Source organism: bacterium (assembly GCA_018830565.1).
GTDB lineage: Bacteria > UBA9089 > JAHJRX01 > JAHJRX01 > JAHJRX01 > JAHJRX01.
In genome coordinates, this window is sequence record JAHJRX010000038.1 from 1 (window position 1) to 19222 (window position 19222).

Consider the following 19222-nt stretch of genomic DNA (forward strand, 5'->3'; position numbering starts at 1 on the left):
ACCACCTTTAATCTTGCCCACTCTTTTTTGCTCATTTCGAAAATGTCCTTTTCTTCCATTTCTCCCTCCTTTTTTGAGGGATATTTTACATCCTTAAACAGGACATTTTCATTTTGCCAGATTAGGACATTTTCATTTTGCTGTTACAGTGTTTTTAAACGAATTGGAGTGATGTTGTTTTCTTGTAATTAGAGTAACTTTTTATTAAAAGGTAGTTTTTGAAACCCTTATAATCTAAATTTCCGTTCTTAAGATAACTATTTCCCAAATGTTGGGCTATAAGAATATGACAATTCTTAATTAAGTAGGTTCTATAAAAAATTTTTAATAGAAATCTTTAAAGATATAATAATTATTTGTCGATTATATTTTTAAGTTAAGGTAAATCTTCTTTTTTTTAAATATAGTAGTTATTAATAAAAACCTTATAGTTAGGAAATAACACCGAGCAATAAAAGATAAACTTGCTTGGAGTTAAATTAATTTGCTCTAGGTCAAATTTTCATTAATAAGTGCTATAGAAGAAGCTAAAATATACAAAATGGAGATACTTATGGAATTAGTGATAGAAGTATTTAAAAAAGAAGAAGAAAGAGATGCTTATATTGCTTCTTGCCCTAAATTAGATGTTTATGGTTGTGGCAAGAGTATCGAGGAAGCTATTTATCGATTAAAAAAGATCTTAAATTTTTATGTAGAATCAGCTGATGAATTAGGTATTTCATTAGAAGAGTTATGTAATGCTTCAAAAAATGTAAGTTTTAATTTTACTTCTAATAAAGAAGCCAAAGAAGATAAGATATATCTAAACTAAAAGGAGGCATTGATGAGTAGTATCTTAAGAGAATTAAAAGATATAAACTTAAAGATATATAAAAAAGGAAAAGTAAGAGAGGTTTTTGACTTAGAAGACAAACTCTTAATAGTAGCTACCGACCGCATTTCTGCTTTTGATGTAATCTTGCCAAATGGAATTCCTGACAAAGGTAAAATCTTAACTAAAATCTCTCTTTATTGGTTTAATCAAACTAAAGAGATTGTTAATAATCATTTAATTACTACAGATGTAGAGTTATTTCCCCAAGAAGTTAAAGTTTATCAAGAGCTATTAAAAGATAGAGCCATGTTGGTAAAAAAAGCTTCTCTGATTGAAATTGAATGCGTAGTAAGAGGATATTTATCAGGTTCCTCCTGGAAAGAATATCAAGAATCTCAATCTATCTGCGGGATAAAACTTCCCCCAGGTCTTAAAGAATCAGAAAAACTTCCAGAAATAATTTTTACTCCTGCAACTAAAGCCAAATCTGGTCATGACCTAAATATTTCCCTAGAAGAAACAGCTCAAATAGTAGGTAGAGACTTAATAGAAAAGCTTAAAGAGATCAGTATTAAGTTATATAAATTTGCTTGCTGCAAAGTTGAACCGAAAGGATTAATTATTGCTGATACCAAGTTTGAGTTTGGATTAATTGGAGATAAAATAGTATTAATAGATGAAATTCTTACTCCTGACTCCTCTCGATTTTGGTCAAAAGATAAATACCTTCCTGGTCAATCCCAGAAAAGCTTTGACAAGCAATTTATTAGAGACTATCTAGAAAGTATAAATTGGAATATGGAGCCACCTGCTCCGGTGTTACCTGAGTGGGTAACAAAAGAAATTTCTCATAAATATAAAAGAGCTTATGAGATAATCACTGGAGAAGAGTTTAATAGTTAAGACCTTTGTTCGCTCTTATATATTTCATCTGCTTCTTTAGGAGTGGCAGTGTTATGGATAATAGCTCGTAGCGCTTTAATCATAGCGACGGGATGTTGATCTTGCCAGATATTCCTCCCTAAGTTTACACCAATTGCTCCTTTTTGCAAACCATCATATATAAATTCAAATACTTCATAATTGGTCTCTGTTTTAGGGCCACCGGCTATTACCACTGGCACAGGGCAACTTTGAATTACTTTCTCAAAGTTTTCACACCAATATGTCTTAACTACCTTGGCTCCTAATTCTGCTGCAATACGACAACACAAGGCAAGGTAACGAGCATCTCGCTTTTCTAATTCTTTGCCTACCGCTGTTACTGCCATCACCGGAAGGCCATATTCTTCTGCTTCATTAATTAAATTAGCTAAATTAGATAAAGTTTCTTTTTCATAATCACTTCCAATAAAAATAGAGATTCCTAAAGCTGCGACATTAAGACGAAGAGCGTCTTTAATAGAAGTAGTGATTATTTCATTAGCTAAATCTTTTCCTATAATGCTTGTTCCTCCAGAAACTCTAAGAATAATGGGTTTGATATTTGTTGGGTCTAAGCAAGAACGTAAAACTCCTCTGGTGACAAATAAAGCATCAAAGTAAGGGAGAAGTGGCTTAATAGTCTCTCCTGGTTTTTCTAAATTTCTGGTAGGACCTAAGAAATAACCATGATCTATAGGCATAAACATACATTTACCATCGCTTTGAATTAACTGAGAAAGACGATTTTTCATTCCCCAATCCATAATTACCTCCTAATTTTAGTCTTAAAGTCAAGAAAATCTATCTTTAAATATGGGGTGAGCGAGGGGACTTGAACCCCCGGCCTCTAGGGCCACAACCTAGTGCTCTAACCGCCTGAGCTACGCCCACCATAAATTAGTATCTGGCACGCCTGAAGGGATTCGAACCCCTGACCCACTGCTTAGAAGGCAGTTGCTCTGTCCAACTGAGCTACAGGCGCTTATTTTGGTGCGAGAGGCGGGAGTTGAACCCGCATAGGATATTATCCCACTAGATCCTAAGTCTAGCGCGTCTGCCAATTCCGCCACCCTCGCTTATAGTTGCCCTTGTTAAATGTAAGGTCAATCCTTTTAAGATATCGAGATAGCTATCCATCTAGTACTTTAATGACAAATAAATACCACAAAAGCAAGACATAGTCAAGAATAAATAGCAATTCTAATTATGAAAATTATGGGTCATTCGTAATTATTGTGGAGTAATTGTTGTAAGGCGTTGAAAGATAAGGAGTAAATAAAAAAGCAAGAAATTAAGAAGTGAGTAAATACACCAATCTCAGAAAGGAGTGTAAATTTTTCTTAATTTCTTGCTTCTAATTTTAAAAAGATAATCTAAAAGATAATCTATTAAAAAATGAACCGATTAACCCAACATATTTATTGTAGTTTCAAAAGCTTCATCTTTTGCAGTTTTATCTAAAGTTGCACTTTTATCAGAACTAACCTTTTCCTTGTTAGCCTCTTCCATGACCAACTGGGAAGCCTTGCTTGCTTCGGTTAGAGCCTTAAGTAAAGAAAAAACTTGAAGATTTACATTGGATATTGCAGAAGTCATAACTTTCCACCTCCTTGTATTTGATATAAGTAAGATTTATTTTGAGTCATCCATGACTTAAAATTTAAGAGCTACTTATCTTATCGGCAAAATGTCTTAAAATATTTAGCATTTTTTTAAGGAATAAATACTAAAAAAACCTAATTTATTCTTCTTTTTCTTTTAACATCTCCGCAATCATCTTTTTGCTCTCTTTTATAGCTTGAGAGATTTTAGAGGAGTCCCTTCCTCCTGCTTGACCCATATCTGCTTTTCCTCCCCCCGCACCCTCAGTAATCTTAGCCACCTCGTTAATTAACTTCCCCGCATGAATCTTTTTAGTAAGATTTTCACTAACTTTACAGACCCAACATATCTTATCTTCTTTAATAGCCGCCAAAATAACTATCTTTTCCCCTTGGGGTAACTTTTCAACTAAGATATCAGAAGCTTGACGGAGAAGATTAATATCTACATCTTTAACTAAGGTAGAAATAACTGAGACTCCCCCCATCTCTTCTTTTTGTTTTAATAGATCATTTAAATTAGTGAGAAATAGTTTAAACATTAGAGAAGAGTTCTCTTTTTCTAATTCTCTATTTTTGCAAATTAAAGTTTCTATCTTGGAAACCAGATCTTCGGGTTTACTTTTTAGTTTTTCAGATATTTCAGATAAACTCTGCTCTTGTAGCTTTGTGGTTTGGTAAGCATCAGCTTCGGTAATACCCTCAATTCTTCTAATGCCTGCTGCTACCGCCAATTCAGTTATTAATTTAAAAAGACAAATTTCACTGGTCTTCTTTACATGGGTTCCTCCACATAGCTCTAAACTAAAATTACCTATTTTTACTACCCTAACTATTTTACTATACTCTTCTTGGAATAAAGCTATGGCTCCTTTTTCTTTGGCTTCTTCTATCTCTTCCTCAAAAGTTTCTACTAAGAGATTTTCCCATATCTTTTCATTAACTATTCTTTCTATTCTTTCTAATTCTCGAATGGTTAATGAAGAAGGATGAGTAAAATCAAATCTTAAACGTTTATCTTCTACTAAAGAACCTGATTGTTTAACATGTTTTCCTAAAACTTGACGGAGAGCAGCTTGGAGTAAATGAGTAGTTGTATGATTTTTAGTAATCTTTAATCTTCTAAGTTGGTCAATTTCAGCGAAGATCTTTTCATCTAATTTAAGTTGACCTTCTTCTACTTTACCTTTATGAATAATGAGACTATTAATCTTTTGAGTATCTTCTACTTTAATTCTTACCTTTTCATTATAAATAAAACCGCTATCACCTATTTGACCTCCAGATTCTCCGTAAAATGGAGTAACATCTAAAATTAATTCTACTTCATCTCCTTTTAAAGCCTCCCTTACTTCTTCTTTGTTCTTAAAGATATTTATTACTCTGGCTATTTTCTTACAATTTTCATATCCTACAAATTTCACTTCTTGGGGAGATATATATTTACCCACTCTATCATCTTCTACTACTTTAGCAGCTTTAGCTTTCTTCTTTTGTTCCTCCATAAGTCTTTTAAATTCTTCAGTATTAATTCTCAAGTTATGTTCTTTAGCTATATCTGCCGTTAAATCCATAGGAAATCCATAAGTATCATAGAGTTTAAATACTTCATCTCCTGGAATTATTCTTAAGTCTTTTTTTTCACAATTTATCATTATTTCTTCTAAAATCTTAAGCCCTGTATCTAAGGTTTTGGAAAACTTCTCTTCTTCTGTCTTTACTACTTTACTAATATCTTCTCTCTCTTTACTAAGGAAGGATATAGAGAAAGTCTTTATGGTCATAAAGACTAATTTATAAAGAAATAAGTCTGGTAAGTTTAATATTTTGCCTTGTCTTATAGCTCGACGGATAAGAGATCGTAAGACATATCCTCTACCTTCGTTAGTAGGAATGACTCCATCAAAGATTAAGAAGGTTATGGCTCTTAAATGATCAGAAATAATTTTAAAGGCCACATCTTGTTTTTTGTCTTTTCCATAAGTCTTTTTAGACAACTGGGAAATTTCTTCTATAATAGGCATAAAAAGATCTGTCTCAAAGTTATTAAGTTTTTTCTGGATCACGGCCGTGAGCCTTTCTAACCCCATCCCAGTATCGATGTTCTTTTTTGGCAAGGAAAGGAGAGTGCCATCATCAAGACGGTCATATTGGGTAAAAACTAAATTCCACAACTCTAAAAAGCGATCACAATCACAAGATGGCCCGCAATTACTCTTTCCGCAACTTACTTGAGGTCCTTGATCGTATAATATTTCACTACAAGGGCCACAAGGACCGGTATCGCCCATCTTCCAAAAATTACTTTCTTCGCCTAAACAGATAATGCGATCTTCGGGTATAAATTTTTTCCAGATAGAATATGCCTCTTCATCATCTAAGTAAATAGATACCCATAATCGTTCTTTAGGTAATGATAATTCTTTGGTCAAAAATTCCCATCCCCACAAAATAGCTTCTTCTTTAAAATAATCTCCAAAAGAGAAATTTCCTAACATTTCAAAGAAAGTATGGTGTCGAGCCGTATATCCAACATTTTCAATATCATTGGTTCTTAGGCAACGTTGAGAAGAAGCTGCTCTGGTAAAAGGAAGGGGGTTTACTCTTCCTAAAAAAAGCGGCTTAAAAGGAACCATACCAGCAATAGTAAAAAGAAGATTAGGGTCATTGGGAATTAAAGAAGCACTTTCTTTAACGGTATGACCTCTTTGAGAAAAATAGCTTAAAAATCTCTCTCTTATCTCTTTGCTCTTCATGATTACCCTCAAGTTGCTCTTTGGCAAGATAGCCCTCTGCTAATGCTCAGAACTATTCTCCACAAGGCTTCGCCCTATGACGCTCCGAAATGCGAGGACTTCTTCGTATTTCTTAGCTCTCACCCCATAAAGGGGAAATTATTTTAAATTCCTATTCAATTAATTAAATAACACTTATGTTTTCTAAAGCTTTTTTGAAAGTATTAAAGGCTTCGCTGTTAAATAAAACCACTCTTACTTCTTGAATAAAGGAATCTTCCTTTAAAAAAAGAGCTATGGTGTTTAGAGCAATCTTAGCAGCTTCATCCAGGGGATACCCATATGCCCCGGTGCTTATGGAAGGAAAAGCCACTACTTGGCAACCTTTTTCTTTGGCAAGTTTTAAGCTTTCTCGATAACAACTCTCTAAAAGCTCTGGCTCGCCTTTATGGCCATCAATATAAATAGGACCAACCGTATGGATAACATATTTAGCTCTTAAATTTCCTGCCTTGGTAGCTACTGCTTTTCCGGGAGGAAGCTTTCCTTGTTTATGGCAAATTTCTTTACATTCAGATAGAATTTCCGGCCCACCAGCTCGATGAATAGCTCCATCAACGCCACCGCCCCCCATTAAATTAGAATTAGCTGCATTAACAATTATCTCAACTTCTTCTTTAGTAATATCACCTTGAGTAAGTTTGATCATAGAATTATTAATCTTCTTCTTCATAAATCTTATCCTTCTTTTATCTCCATTATCTCCATCTTTTAATTTTAGTAATATCACCTTGAGTAAGTTTGATCATAGAATTATTAATCTTCTTCTTCATAAATCTTATCCTTCTTTTATCTCCATTTTTTAAGTATTATAAGCCATATATAAAGACATGTAAATAAATTTATCAGCTATTCTCAGCAATTCTCATTATACCTGGAAAGTAATGGAAAAGATTAGAAAAGTATATAATTTTGATTAAAAAGAAGTCTGAGGTTAGTATTTGTTTTTTTACTAAGAGGGGATTTCTAATAACACTTCTAAGGCATTCTTTAAGTACTTGGCTTTCCAGTAAAAATCAGAGGTAGTACCGGAAGCTTCTTTAAAGTTTTTAATAGCTTCTCGAGAGATTTTTTCAGCATCTTTATAACGATTTAATTCGACTAAACATTTTACCGCTAAAGATAGATAGCAAGCTTCTTCTGCTGGTTCTACAATAGCTTTAGAGGCATCAAGATAGTAACCTAAAGCTTCACTTAATTTTCCAATACTTTTGTAAGCATCTCCAATGCTCTTAAGACTTTTGGCTCTTAAGTTTGCATCTTCAATATCTTTAATAGTTTTTAGGTAAAGTTTAGTAATCTCTTCGCATGCTTTTTCTGCTTCGCGAGCTTTGCCAATCTTAGTTAAGCATTTCGAGGAAAGTTGAAGGTCTTCTACCTTGCGAATTGGATCATTAGCCCTCTTTGAAGCTTGGAGATAAAGATTAGCTGACTGATGATATAAGTCATAAGCTTTTTCTATTTGGCCATTTTCTTCAATAAACTCAGCGACATCATAAGTATATTTTGCTTTCCAATAATCACCAACTACTTTTTCAATAGCCCTATAGTAATAATTAATAATAGTCTCACTCATTTCTTGACACTCTTCTACTTTTCCTAGTCTCTTTAGGCAATTGGCTGCTTGGCGATAATAATCAGCTTTCCAATAAAGGTCATCTGTAATCTTAGCTGTTTCTACAAAGTAATCAATAGCCTCTTTAGCTAATTTTTCAGCTTCATCTCTTTGGTTTAATAAAAGTAAGCATTCAGCTACCTTCCATTGATATTTTGCCTTCCAATATATTTCAGAAGTTTTAGTAGAAGCATCCAGATAAATCTTTAGAGCTTTTTCTAATAATCCTTCTGCTCCATTCTTTTTAGTCTCTACTAAATATTCCCTGGCTTTTAAAATTAACTTAGCTTTTTCTTCCTCATTATCAGTAAACTCAGAAGCTCTAATTAAATAATCTGAAGCCTCTTCAAATCTACCAACTTTTTTCAAACAATCAGCAATATCCACATAATATAACGATTTCCAATAAACATCCTTAGTTGTGGAAATAGCCTTAAGGCAATATTCTTTAATTCGATTGCATAACCGGTTGGCTTCAGCTTTCTTTCCTTCTTTCTTATTTATTTCTTTCTCCTCTTCTTCTTCCTCTTCTTTCATCTTTTCTTGCTCAACAGTAAATACTTCTCTTTGATCATCAAGAGATACTTTAGCTAGATTAACCTTTCTTTCTCTAAAGTTTTCTTCTAATTCTGTATCTTTCAGGTCTTCTCTAGATATTCCTTTTTCCTTTATCTCTTCTTGATCTTTAATAATTTCTTCTGGTTCTAATGTTATTTCATCTTCCTTGGCTTTATCAAAAGCTTCTCTTGATAAAAATTCTTCTTTTGGTTCCCCTTTGGTTATCTTTCTTACAAAATCTGCAAAGATAGGGTGAAAGATTACTAACAAATCATCTTCTCTTCTTAAATAACTATCTTCTTCTAAATTTTGAATTAGCTCTTCCAGCTTTTGATTATTCATATTTATGTCTAGATATTCTTTCAATACATTCTTACTTAATCCTCTGGAAGATTGGGCAATCTTTTCTATGGCGATCTTTCTTTGACCATCTAATAAATTATATAAGTATTCATTATATTTATTTTTATCCTCTACCTGGCCAATTTTTTCATTTATCTCTGATTCGGTAATGTTATTTTTTTCTCCAATATTTTTAAAGATAAGATAACAGAGAATATTTAAGTAATATGGATAACGACCAGACAAGGTAAGAATCTTATTGATAACACCCTCGCTAATTTCGACCTTTCTTCGTTTAGAGTTACGAATAATATAAGCTCTGGCCTCTTCTTCGCTAAAGACTAACAATTCTATATGTTGGACAGGTTTATTTTTAGAAAGATAGATAAACTTTTCTCTTTGATTAGAAGGCAAAGTTTTATGATTAACAAATAAGACATATTTTACCTTGTCAAAATTTGTCCATAATAAATTCTTCATCGTAGAAATTATTAAAGCCGTGGATTCTATTGAATGAATGTCGTCTATAAAAACAACCGTATTTTGGTCTAAGTTTTCATTGATATTGGTTAAATATTGTTTAAAACTAGGAAGATAGTCAGAAGAGCTTTCTTCCATTTCCTTTTTAGCACCTTCCCTTACCCTATAAAAATTTTTCTGGAAATATTCTTTAAAATAATTCCCCCACCAAATAGTACTTTCTTTAAAATAGTTGATAATAGTCTGTTTTTTCTTAGGAGTTTTTGGTAATGGAATTAAAGGATTTACTGTTTCATAAAACCTTTTAGCAAAGCTTTGGATAGATTCTCTTTCATGTACTTTCATTTTACAAGTAACTAAGTTACGTTGATAACATGATTCTTCTAATAACCTCAAGAAGGAAGATTTTCCAAGGCCATCTTCTCCTAAGATTAAAAAATTGAAGCTATGAATGTACTTTTCGAACATGTCTAAATATTGCTTCCGACCTACAAATTCTTCTAAATTTGTGACCGGGTTTAAAGTTAACTTATTCAATCATACCCTCCTGTAGCACTTATTAATGAAAATTTGACATAGAGCAAATTAATTGAGTACCAACGAGTTTATCTTTTATTACTCGGTATTATTTCCTATGTCTAGTTTTCGTTAATAACTACTATAATATAGCTTTTTAATGAAGAACAGATCTCCTAAAAATTTACTCCTCAAGAATGGTGAGGTCATTGGCACTATTTTTTATTGAAGAAATTAATCTGGCTTCTTCGCTTTGGGGATTAATCTTTTGTAAAATCTTAAATTCTATTTCAGCTTTATTGTATAAACCTTTAATAAAGTAACAAGTTCCTAAGTAGAAATGAGTAAGCCAGGTATCTTTATTACTCCTTAAAATTTCTTTATATTTATACAAACTCTTTTCTATTCCTTGTCCTTTTGTTCTTAAACTAACGACTTGATCTTCTTGGTTGCCTTTTACATATGCTTCGCTCTTTAGGTAATTATATACACTAAAGGCTATATTTTTAATATCTTTATTTGGTGAATTATTGATCACTTTCTCTAATCTTTCCATAGCTTTCCCTTTGTTTAGAAAAAGGGCATCTAAAATACCTAACCATAAATAAGAAAGATAATCCTCTTTATTGAGTTTAATGGCTATTTCATAAAATCTAATAGCCTTGGTTGTATCTCCTTTAAAACGATATACCTTAGCTATCCTATGATAAGCTAACAAATAATCAGGATCAATCTTTATTATTTGTCTATAGATCTCTACGGCTGAGTCATATAGGCTTTGTCTTTCTTTTTCTTCAGCCATCTGCCTCAAATCATTGACTAAATTAATAGCTCTGACTCTTTCTATCATATCTTTAGCTTGATCAAGGGCAGGATTTTTTAACTTTAAATATAATCGTGGTAAGCCTTCAGTAGCAATAATATTATATGGATCCTTATTTAATATTTTTTCATAAATAACAATAGCTTTTTCATATGCCCCTTCTTCTTCATATACTCTTACTAAAAGATGATTAATTAGACTTTCATCAGTGCCTAATTTAATAGCCTTTTCATATAATTCAATAGCTTTTTTGGACAGACCTTTTTCTTCATAAAGATTACCTAAGTCAATATAGATCAATTTATCATTAGGATCTCTCTGTAGGGCTTTTTCGTAGATAGAAATTAATCTATCATTTAGTCTTTCTTGATTCTTTGAAGTTTTTTCTTCATTATCTCTGGTCATTTAGTATTTACCGATCAAGTTTGTTTAATTAAACAAGGGAGAGAATTTATTAAACCATAAGCAAATTTTGCTTCATTAGAAAGAGGATTAATATTAATAACCTTTTCAAATTTTTGCTTCATTTCACTAAACATCTCTTTTAGGAAGTAAATTATTCCTAACCTCCAATATATTTTAAAGTCAGAAGGATGATGAGATGTTTCTTCTTCAAGTTCATTGATGATATTGCTTAACTTATCTTCAAATATTATTTTAAAGTTATCATGACCGTGGTTACTTTCTAAATAGTCCATTACATAATAAGCTACCGTCTGAAGAAAATTATTCTCTAAATTAGTAGATATAACTTCATTTAATAAGATTTGGGCCTCTTCTTTTCTTTCTTTCATTCCTAAAATTATCCCCAGCCAGAGTTTAGAATAAAGATCTTGAGGATTTATCTTAATAGCTACTTCATAATTTTTTATAGCTGATTTAAGACTTCCATTTCTTCTGTACAAATTAGCTAATTTCTTATAGCCGGGACTATAACTAGGATCAAAATTGATTATTTCTTTATACTTTTTAATAGCTTCTTCCAGTCTTCTATTTTTTTCTTCTTCCAGAGCAATAATCATCATCTTATTAATCTTTTCAATCTTTTTAACTTGTTTAAAATAATAATAAGCCTTTTCAATATCTGGATTTTCTCTTCTTTGATAAAAATAGTATAAACTTTCATTGATCATTAAATCATGTGGGTCTTCTTTTGAAATATCATTACATAAATTGACAAGCTGGTCATACATCTTCTCTTCTTCGTACACTCTATGTAAAAAATAATAGACTACTTGTTTTTTAGCTCCACCTTTTATAGCTTTTTCATAGTACTTAATGGCTTCTTTAGGCATACAATTAACTTCATAATGATGTCCCATCTCTATAGATTGCAAGGGATCATCAACGATGATATTATTATTTGTATCATTTGGCTTTAAAAAATCCTTATTTTTAAAAGAATTTTTTTTATCTTGACGCTTTTTCTTCTCTTTAAATTTTTTAAGGAAGGATAAGCAAAGATGATCAATTGAGAATAACCCAAGAGCAAGAAGGAAGGAATAAAATAGTGTTATCTTCATCTTTAAAAAGAATAAGCTCCTCTATAAGATTATTGCTTTATCTCTATTCTTTTTATCGATAATTTTAGGATTTAACTTTAAATAAAAAGACAATAATAGCTATTAAATAGTATTTTTGACTTAAATATTTAATAATTATTGTCGATAAGATAATATAAATTAACTTCCTAAGACTATCATTAACATAAAATAATGAATACCAAAAAACTTTTTCTTATTAAAATTAGCATTAAAATTAGCCTTATATTTTTTATCATCTTTTCTCCAGCTGTATTTAAAGCAGAAAAAAACCCAACACCTCTTTTTTTTATTTCTACTCCTAAGATAAAAATTTTGCCTGATGAGGTGAAAGGAATTCATATCACTACTTATTTAGCCTCTAATTTACGGTCGTTTAAAAAAATTATGGCTTTAGCTGATAAAACTGAAATTAATACCGTAGTAATAGATATTAAAGAAACCGATGGTATTATTGCTTATAAAGCCGATCTAAGATTAAGTAAAGAGATAAAAGCTATCCAACCTTGGATAAATATTGGTGAAATTATAAAGTTATGTGATGCTCATCGTCTCTATAAGATAGCGAGAATTTGTGTCTTTAAAGATCAATTGTTAGCCTTAAAAAAACCTGAATTAGCTGTCCATGACGAAAAAGGCAATATCTGGTATGATTCGAAAAAATGCTGTTGGGTCAACCCATACCAAAAAGAAGTCTGGGAATATAACTTTGCTTTAGCTAAAGATATTATTTCTCGTGGATTTGATGAAGTTCAATTTGATTATGTTAGATTTCCTTCAGATGGAAAGATTAGTCAGTGTCGGTATGGCAGGGTTCATGATCATAAGACGGCCATTACCGCAATTAGTGAGTTTGTTAAATTTTGCAAACAAGGACTCAATAATAAGGGTTATTTATCTATAGATGTATTTGGGCTTACTATTAATCGTGACCTTGGCATTGGACAAGACTTTGTAGAAATAGCTAAAAATGCTGATTTTATCTCCCCCATGGTTTATCCTTCCCATTATTATCGAGGAGAATATAAGCTGGCTGACCCTGATGCTTGTCCTTATGAAGTCATAGATTTGAGCACCCAAATTGCCAAAGAAAAACTTAAAGGTATTGATTGTAAACTTAGAAATTGGCTTCAAGATTTTAGTCTAAAACATAAATATGGTCCTAAGGAAGTACGACTTCAAATTAAGGCTCTTTCTAAGCATGGATATAATAGTTGGCTTCTTTGGAATCCCTCTTGTCGCTATACTGAAAAAGCATTAATGTCAAATGAAGAGGTATTGCTTCCCAGGGAAAGAAACAAAGAAAACCTCTATCCTTTACCGACAGAAGATTTATCCAAGCAGATCTCTTTAAGAACAATAAGAATCTTAGGATTTTCAGCTATTTTAGATGATAAGAAGATTTAAGAGATGCCCAAAATAAGGTGATGTCTGTGAATAGCTAACTTCTGAATGTGTAAGATGAGGATAAATTCATTTTAAATTGCAAATTTAGCTTTTTAAATTTAAAACTCGTAATGATAAATTCGTAATGAATAATCTCTCTTTTTATCCCTTTTTCAGATGCCTCATTATAACTAAAAAAGAGAAAGGTTAAAATTAAGGAAAATTAAGATTAGATGAAAAAAATATTAAAAAAAGATCAAAAGAATGTTGATTCCAAAAAAAGAAGACTAAAGGTTGGTTTTGAAATATTAGTATTTTTTTTAGTAATAGTGGCTGGGTTTCAATATTATCATACCTATAGTTATAATACTTATAGTCATAGAGATATTCTTAAACCATACCTAAATGAATTAATTCTTTCTCCTTTATTCTTAAGGCAAGTCTCAGAAAATGAAGTTATCTTAAATCTCGATAATAAAAGAAAAGCAGTCTTTACCTTTTTGCCCCATCTTCAAAAAGCTGGCTTTGAAATCTTTCAAAAATATAATGCTCCTTTAGGTGCCTTTGTAGCCATTGAACCTTCTACTGGTGCTGTTTTAGCTATGGTAGGGCAGGGAGACAATTATGCTAATAAAGATTTCCACTTAACACTTTCTTCAGGGTATCCAGCTGCATCTATATTTAAGATTGTCACCTTAGCTGCTTGCCTTGAATATGGTACTATTAAACCAAGCGAGCTATTACAAGCTACAGGTAGGCTTAGGTGTGGAGACAAATATATAAGAGATTCTTCTAATGTACCTTCAGGTTCCATTACGGTAACAAATGCTCTGGCTAAATCTTGTAACACAGCTTTTGCTAAAATAGCCTTAGACCTTGGGGCTATTCCTTTAAAAGAATATGCGTTTAAATTTGGATTTAATTCTAATCTAAACTTTGAGATGCCGGTGGAGATTTCTTCAGCGATCATTGATAATGAACCATTTAGTGTTGCTGCTTCGGGTGCAGGATTTGGCAGTATCAATATGAGTCCCTTGCATGGAGCCTTAATTGCAGCTACTATTGCCAATCAGGGAAAGATGATGAGTCCATACATGATTAAAAAGATTGTAGATAAAAAAGGAAATGCCCTTATGGAATATCGACCTTATGAAGCTAAAGCTCCTATTTTATCTTCTACCGCCGAGATAATTAAAGAAATGATGATTCAAACTGTTCATGGAGATGGAAATGCTCATAAATCATTTTACGATAAAGGTGGTAGACCTTATTTACCTTGGATTAAAGTAGCAGGAAAGACAGGTTCTCTCTCTAATGGTAACTTAAACTATACCTGGTTTGTAGGGTTTGCACCGGTGGATAATCCTCAAATAGCTATCGCTGTGATGATAGGCAATTATAACAGTTGGAAAGCAAAAGCTGGCGTAGTAGCTAGAGAACTTTTAAAAGCTTATTTTAATAATAACATTAATGAAGTTTCTTATCATCATAATGATTAATAAGCATCATCTAAAAGACTATAGAACTTTTTATTTTAATAATAACATTAATGAAGTTTCATTATTATCATAATGATCAATAAGTATCATCTAAAAAGACTATAGAACTTTTTATTTTAATAATAACATTAATGAAGTTTCATTATTATCATAATGATCAATAAGTATCATCTAAAAAGACTTTAAGCAGCTTTAATTACCTTCTTTTAGGCACTTTCTCTTTCTAAAACTAAGGTAGGTTTTATCTTTTTCTCCACCACTTCTTTAGTGATAATACATTCCTTGACATCTTTTAAGGAAGGTATTTCATACATAATATCTAACATTATATTTTCAATAATAGCCCGAAGTCCCCTTGCTCCTGTTTCTCGTTTTATAGCTTGCTTAGCAATAGATTTTAAGGCTTCGTCTGTAAATTTAAGCTTTACTTTTTCTATTTCAAAAAATTTCTTATATTGTTTAACTAAAGCATTTTTAGGTTCCACTAAAATCCTAAGGAGATCATCTATTTCTAAAGAAGATAAACAACTAATTACCGGAAGGCGACCTATAAATTCGGGAATTAATCCATATTTCAGTAAATCATCTGGAATGACATAGTTCATGATATCTTCATCTTCATCTTCTTCTTTCTTTAATCTAATCTCAGTTCCAAAGCCTAATAGCTTTTTACAAACTCGCTGTCGAATAATATCCTCTAAGCCTACAAAAGTTCCACCACAAATAAAAAGAATATTAGTGGTATCCATTTGAATAAATTCTTGATGAGGATGCTTTCTACCTCCCTGAGGAGGAACATTAGCAATGCAACCTTCTATAATCTTTAGTAAAGCTTGTTGGACTCCTTCTCCTGAAACATCTCTGGTAATAGAAGGACTATCTCCTTTTCGAGAAATCTTATCTATTTCATCAATATAAATGATGCCTGTTTCTGCTTTCTTTAAGTCATGGTTAGCTACTTGGAGTAGACGTAATAAGATATTTTCTACGTCTTCTCCTACATAGCCGGCTTCAGTTAAAGCGGTAGCATCAACAATAACGAAAGGAACTTTAATAATTTCTGATAATGTTTTAGCTAATAAGGTTTTTCCTGAGCCAGTAGGACCTATTAGTAAAATATTTGCTTTTTCAACAGCCAGATTACCTTTTTTAAGATTGAGGCTTAATCTTTTATAATGATTATAGACGGCTACTGATAAAACTTTTTTAGCCTTATCTTGACCTACAATGTAATCATCTAATTTTTCTTTAATTTCCTGAGGAGTTAAGATCTCTCGCTTAAAAGTAAATCTATCTTTTTCTTCTTCTAAGTCTTCATTCACAATTTCATTACATAGTCGAACGCATTCGTCACAGATGTATACTTTTTGACCAGCTACTAATCTTTTGGCATCTTTTTGAGGTTTTCCACAAAAAGAACAATGTAAATTTTTTTCATTTTCAAATTCTAACATCTATTTTTCCTCATCCTTTTTAACTTCTTCTTCTTTTTCTTCTTTGCTTTCACGAGAAAGCAAAATTTCATCGATTATTCCATATTCTTTTGCTATTTCTGCAGTCATGAAGAAGTCTCTATCTGTATCTCTCTGAATCTTTTCTAAAGATTGATTTGTATGTTTGACTAAAATCTTGTTTAGCTCTTCTCTCATCCGGATGATTTCCCTTGCTTGAATATCAATATCGGTAGCTTGGCCTTGAACCCCACCTAATGGTTGATGAATCATAATCCGAGCGTGAGGAAGGGCAAACCTTTTTCCTTCAGCCCCTGCCGATAAAAGTAATGCCCCCATACTTGCTGCTTGACCAATACAGATAGTAGAAACATCTGATTTGATATATTGCATCGTATCGTAAATGGCTAAGCCAGCTGTCACTACACCTCCAGGATTATTTATATATAAATCAATGTCTTTTTTAGGATCCTCAGCTTCTAAATATAATAACTGAGCGATAATTAAGTTAGCGGTATCATCATCTATTGTTGAGCCAATAAATATGATGCGATCTTTTAAAAGACGAGAAAATATGTCATATCCTCGTTCTCCCCTTCCCGTTTGCTCCACTACCATTGGAATTAAAGCCATTTGTCCTCCTTAAAGTATTTTATTATTTAATCATTCAGCTGTCCGATGTCAGCAGTCAGCACAATAACTAAAAGCTGATAGCTGACGCTTATTTATCATCTAAGCACTTCTTGTACATCTGCCTTGGCTATTAAAAAATCTAAAGTTTTAGCTATCTTAATTTCTTCTTTTATCATTTCCAATCGGTCATTACCTTCCATATTTTTTGTGGTAATCTCTTTATAACCAGGAGATATTGAACTTATCTTTTCTTCTATTTCATCTTTACTGACTTCTATCTTTTCTTTTTCGGCGATAGAATATAAAATAAACCATTCGACTAATCTTTTTTTAGCTTTTTCCTTTAAATTTTCTTCAAATTGTTCTTCTGAAAGATTTTGATTTTCTAAAAATTTTTCTAAGGATAGATTATAGCCTTTTAAATCATGGACTAATTTTTTTCTTAATTCTAAGATTTCAACGTCAATCATCGACTTTGGTAAGTTAACTTGATTCTTAGAAGCAATAAGTTCAGTAATCTTATTTTTTAAATTAACATTACTCCTTTTTTCTTCTGCTTTAGTTAGTTCTTCTCTGATCTTTTCTTTAAGTTCCTCTAAAGAAGAACAAGAACTAATATCCTTAGCCAACTCATCATCTAAACTTGGTAATTTTTTTTCTTTTATCTCGAATAATTTAACTTTAGCTTTGGCTTTTTTTAAAGCATATTTTTTATTAGAAAATTCATTTGGTAGGGTAAATTCAAATTCCCGCTCTTCGTCCTTATGCATGCCGATAATTCCATTTCTTAAATCAGTCAAAACATATTTATTGGATAACTCTAATAAATACTGTTGGTTCTTTTCAATTAACTCTTCTTCCACCCATATTTGGTAATCAACAATTACGAAATCTTTTTCTTTTACTTCTCTTCCCTCTATAATTTCTAAGGTGGCTCCTCTTTCTTGTAACCACTTCAATCTCTCTTCTATTTGTTGGTCAGTAACTTTGGTAACTTCTTTTTCTATCCTTAAATTACAATATTCTTCTACGTTTACCTTAGGTCTATATTCTATCTTTATCTTAAATAATAAATCTTGGTCTTTTTTGTAATTAAACTCTTCTATCAAGGGAAAAGTAATCGGAGTAATCTTATATTCTTTTAAGGCTGTTTTAATGGCTTTTGAAATTAAATTTTCACTGGCTTCTTTTTCTATCTTATTTCTAAAATGTAATTCCAATAAATGACGAGGAACTTTGCCTTTTCTAAACCCTGGCCAGACAGTTTCTCGACTAATGTTTTGATAACTCATATTAAATTCATTAGTTACTTCATCTGCCTCTATCCAAACTTTAATCTCGTATAAGCATTCTTCTGGTCTATTAATTGGCTCCAACTTCATTTCTTCTATAGATCCTTCCTTTTTAACTAAAATTTAAAAATTAACTTTATGGTGAGCATTTAACCGTCAGGTGTCAAGTTACTATCTAAGACAAGAAAACAAAAGGAAGCAATAAATCCTGGACTTGTTTCAGAGAACTTAAAGCTGATAGTCGATAGTTTTCTTTACTGATTTAACTTCTCACTTAGTTTGTCTCTTACATATGGAGGAACAAAATCTATTGTAGTCCCATTTGACATGGCAATCTCTTTTACTGAGCTTGAACTTAAATATAGATATTTTTCATTAGTCATCATAAATAAAGTTTCTACCTTGGAATTTAATTTTTTATTCATTAAAGCCATTTGAAACTCATGTTCAAAATCAGAAATAGCTCGCAATCCTTTGATAATTATAAAGGCAGATATCTTCTCCATGTAGTCAACTAAAAGACCACTAAATATATCTACTTGAATCTTAGGTAAATCTGAAGTTACTTTTTCCAGCATCTCATACCGTTCATTAACGGTAAAGAGAGATTTTTTTGCAGTATTATTTAAGATAGCTACGATTACTTGATCAAATAACTCTACCGAACGTTTAATAATATCTAAATGCCCATAAGTTACCGGATCGAAACTTCCTGGATAAACAGCTATCCTATTCAAAATTATCCTCTTCTTAACTGAGAAACTAATTTTATCTCACTTTGGCTTAATCTGGCTTTCTTGGCTATTTCTTCAATAGTTAAGCCTTTATCAATTAGATTATTAATTAACTGATAACGATCGCTACCTGGTTCCGACAAACTTACTTTCTCTTTATTTTCAATAGTTAAGCCTTTATCAATTAGATTATTAATTAACTGATAACGATCGCT

Annotated in this window: 16 protein-coding genes and 3 tRNA genes; 4 read left to right on the plus strand and 15 right to left on the minus strand. The window is 31.7% G+C overall.

What is annotated here, in order from left to right; genetic code table 11:
• Positions 1-553: 553 nt before the first annotated feature.
• Both KJ849_02955 and KJ849_02960 read left to right on the plus strand, forming a co-directional pair.
• Positions 554-814 carry a hypothetical protein gene (locus KJ849_02955; GenBank protein ID MBU2599521.1) on the plus strand — a complete coding sequence of 87 codons (261 nt, stop codon included), beginning with the start codon at positions 554-556 and terminating at the stop codon, positions 812-814.
• Positions 815-826: 12 nt separating this feature from the next.
• Positions 827-1720, plus strand: a complete 894-nt coding sequence (locus KJ849_02960) for a phosphoribosylaminoimidazolesuccinocarboxamide synthase (GenBank protein ID MBU2599522.1) — start codon at positions 827-829, stop codon at positions 1718-1720.
• On the opposite strand, the gene lsrF is transcribed toward KJ849_02960, so the two are convergent.
• The 10 genes from lsrF to KJ849_03010 form a co-directional block, all read right to left on the minus strand.
• Complete coding sequence (lsrF, locus tag KJ849_02965; protein ID MBU2599523.1) at positions 1717-2505, minus strand: 3-hydroxy-5-phosphonooxypentane-2,4-dione thiolase; 789 nt, start codon at positions 2503-2505, stop codon at positions 1717-1719. The two genes, KJ849_02960 and lsrF, sit on opposite strands and share 4 nt — an antisense overlap.
• A 50-nt stretch (positions 2506-2555) precedes the next feature.
• Positions 2556-2632 (minus strand) — tRNA-His (locus KJ849_02970).
• Between the two features lie 14 nt (positions 2633-2646).
• A tRNA-Arg gene (locus KJ849_02975) sits at positions 2647-2723 on the minus strand.
• A 6-nt stretch (positions 2724-2729) separates the two neighbouring features.
• Positions 2730-2817 (minus strand) — tRNA-Leu (locus KJ849_02980).
• A 328-nt stretch (positions 2818-3145) separates the two neighbouring features.
• Positions 3146-3337 (minus strand): hypothetical protein, encoded by a 192-nt coding sequence (locus KJ849_02985; GenBank protein MBU2599524.1) that lies wholly within the window; start codon positions 3335-3337, stop codon positions 3146-3148.
• Positions 3338-3482: 145 nt separating this feature from the next.
• Complete coding sequence (gene alaS, locus KJ849_02990) at positions 3483-6098, minus strand: alanine--tRNA ligase (protein ID MBU2599525.1); 2616 nt, start codon at positions 6096-6098, stop codon at positions 3483-3485.
• Positions 6099-6261: 163 nt separating this feature from the next.
• Complete coding sequence (locus tag KJ849_02995; protein ID MBU2599526.1) at positions 6262-6810, minus strand: O-acetyl-ADP-ribose deacetylase; 549 nt, start codon at positions 6808-6810, stop codon at positions 6262-6264.
• A 279-nt stretch (positions 6811-7089) separates the two neighbouring features.
• A complete protein-coding gene (locus KJ849_03000) occupies positions 7090-9669 on the minus strand; it encodes a hypothetical protein (GenBank protein MBU2599527.1) in 2580 nt (859 codons plus the stop codon).
• 163 nt (positions 9670-9832) lie between these two features.
• A complete protein-coding gene (locus KJ849_03005) occupies positions 9833-10876 on the minus strand; it encodes a tetratricopeptide repeat protein (protein MBU2599528.1) in 1044 nt (347 codons plus the stop codon).
• Positions 10877-10890: 14 nt separating this feature from the next.
• Positions 10891-11994 carry a hypothetical protein gene (locus KJ849_03010; protein ID MBU2599529.1) on the minus strand — a complete coding sequence of 368 codons (1104 nt, stop codon included), beginning with the start codon at positions 11992-11994 and terminating at the stop codon, positions 10891-10893.
• A gap of 192 nt (positions 11995-12186) precedes the next feature.
• On the opposite strand from KJ849_03010, the gene KJ849_03015 reads away from it, so the two are divergent.
• Complete coding sequence (locus KJ849_03015; GenBank protein ID MBU2599530.1) at positions 12187-13419, plus strand: putative glycoside hydrolase; 1233 nt, start codon at positions 12187-12189, stop codon at positions 13417-13419.
• A gap of 212 nt (positions 13420-13631) precedes the next feature.
• Positions 13632-14897 carry a hypothetical protein gene (locus tag KJ849_03020; GenBank protein ID MBU2599531.1) on the plus strand — a complete coding sequence of 422 codons (1266 nt, stop codon included), beginning with the start codon at positions 13632-13634 and terminating at the stop codon, positions 14895-14897.
• A 206-nt stretch (positions 14898-15103) separates the two neighbouring features.
• Here the strand turns inward: KJ849_03020 and clpX are convergent, their stop codons facing one another.
• The 5 genes from clpX to KJ849_03045 all read right to left on the minus strand — a co-directional run.
• Positions 15104-16351: an ATP-dependent Clp protease ATP-binding subunit ClpX gene (gene clpX, locus KJ849_03025; protein ID MBU2599532.1), complete on the minus strand. Its 1248-nt coding sequence runs from the start codon at positions 16349-16351 to the stop codon at positions 15104-15106.
• Positions 16352-16981 (minus strand): ATP-dependent Clp endopeptidase proteolytic subunit ClpP, encoded by a 630-nt coding sequence (gene clpP / locus KJ849_03030; protein MBU2599533.1) that lies wholly within the window; start codon positions 16979-16981, stop codon positions 16352-16354.
• 95 nt (positions 16982-17076) lie between these two features.
• A complete protein-coding gene (gene tig, locus KJ849_03035; protein ID MBU2599534.1) occupies positions 17077-18363 on the minus strand; it encodes a trigger factor in 1287 nt (428 codons plus the stop codon).
• A gap of 164 nt (positions 18364-18527) precedes the next feature.
• A complete protein-coding gene (gene coaD / locus KJ849_03040; GenBank protein MBU2599535.1) occupies positions 18528-19010 on the minus strand; it encodes a pantetheine-phosphate adenylyltransferase in 483 nt (160 codons plus the stop codon).
• A 2-nt stretch (positions 19011-19012) separates the two neighbouring features.
• On the minus strand, positions 19013-19222 hold a 210-nt coding region (locus KJ849_03045), incomplete at its 5' end, for a DUF2802 domain-containing protein (protein ID MBU2599536.1).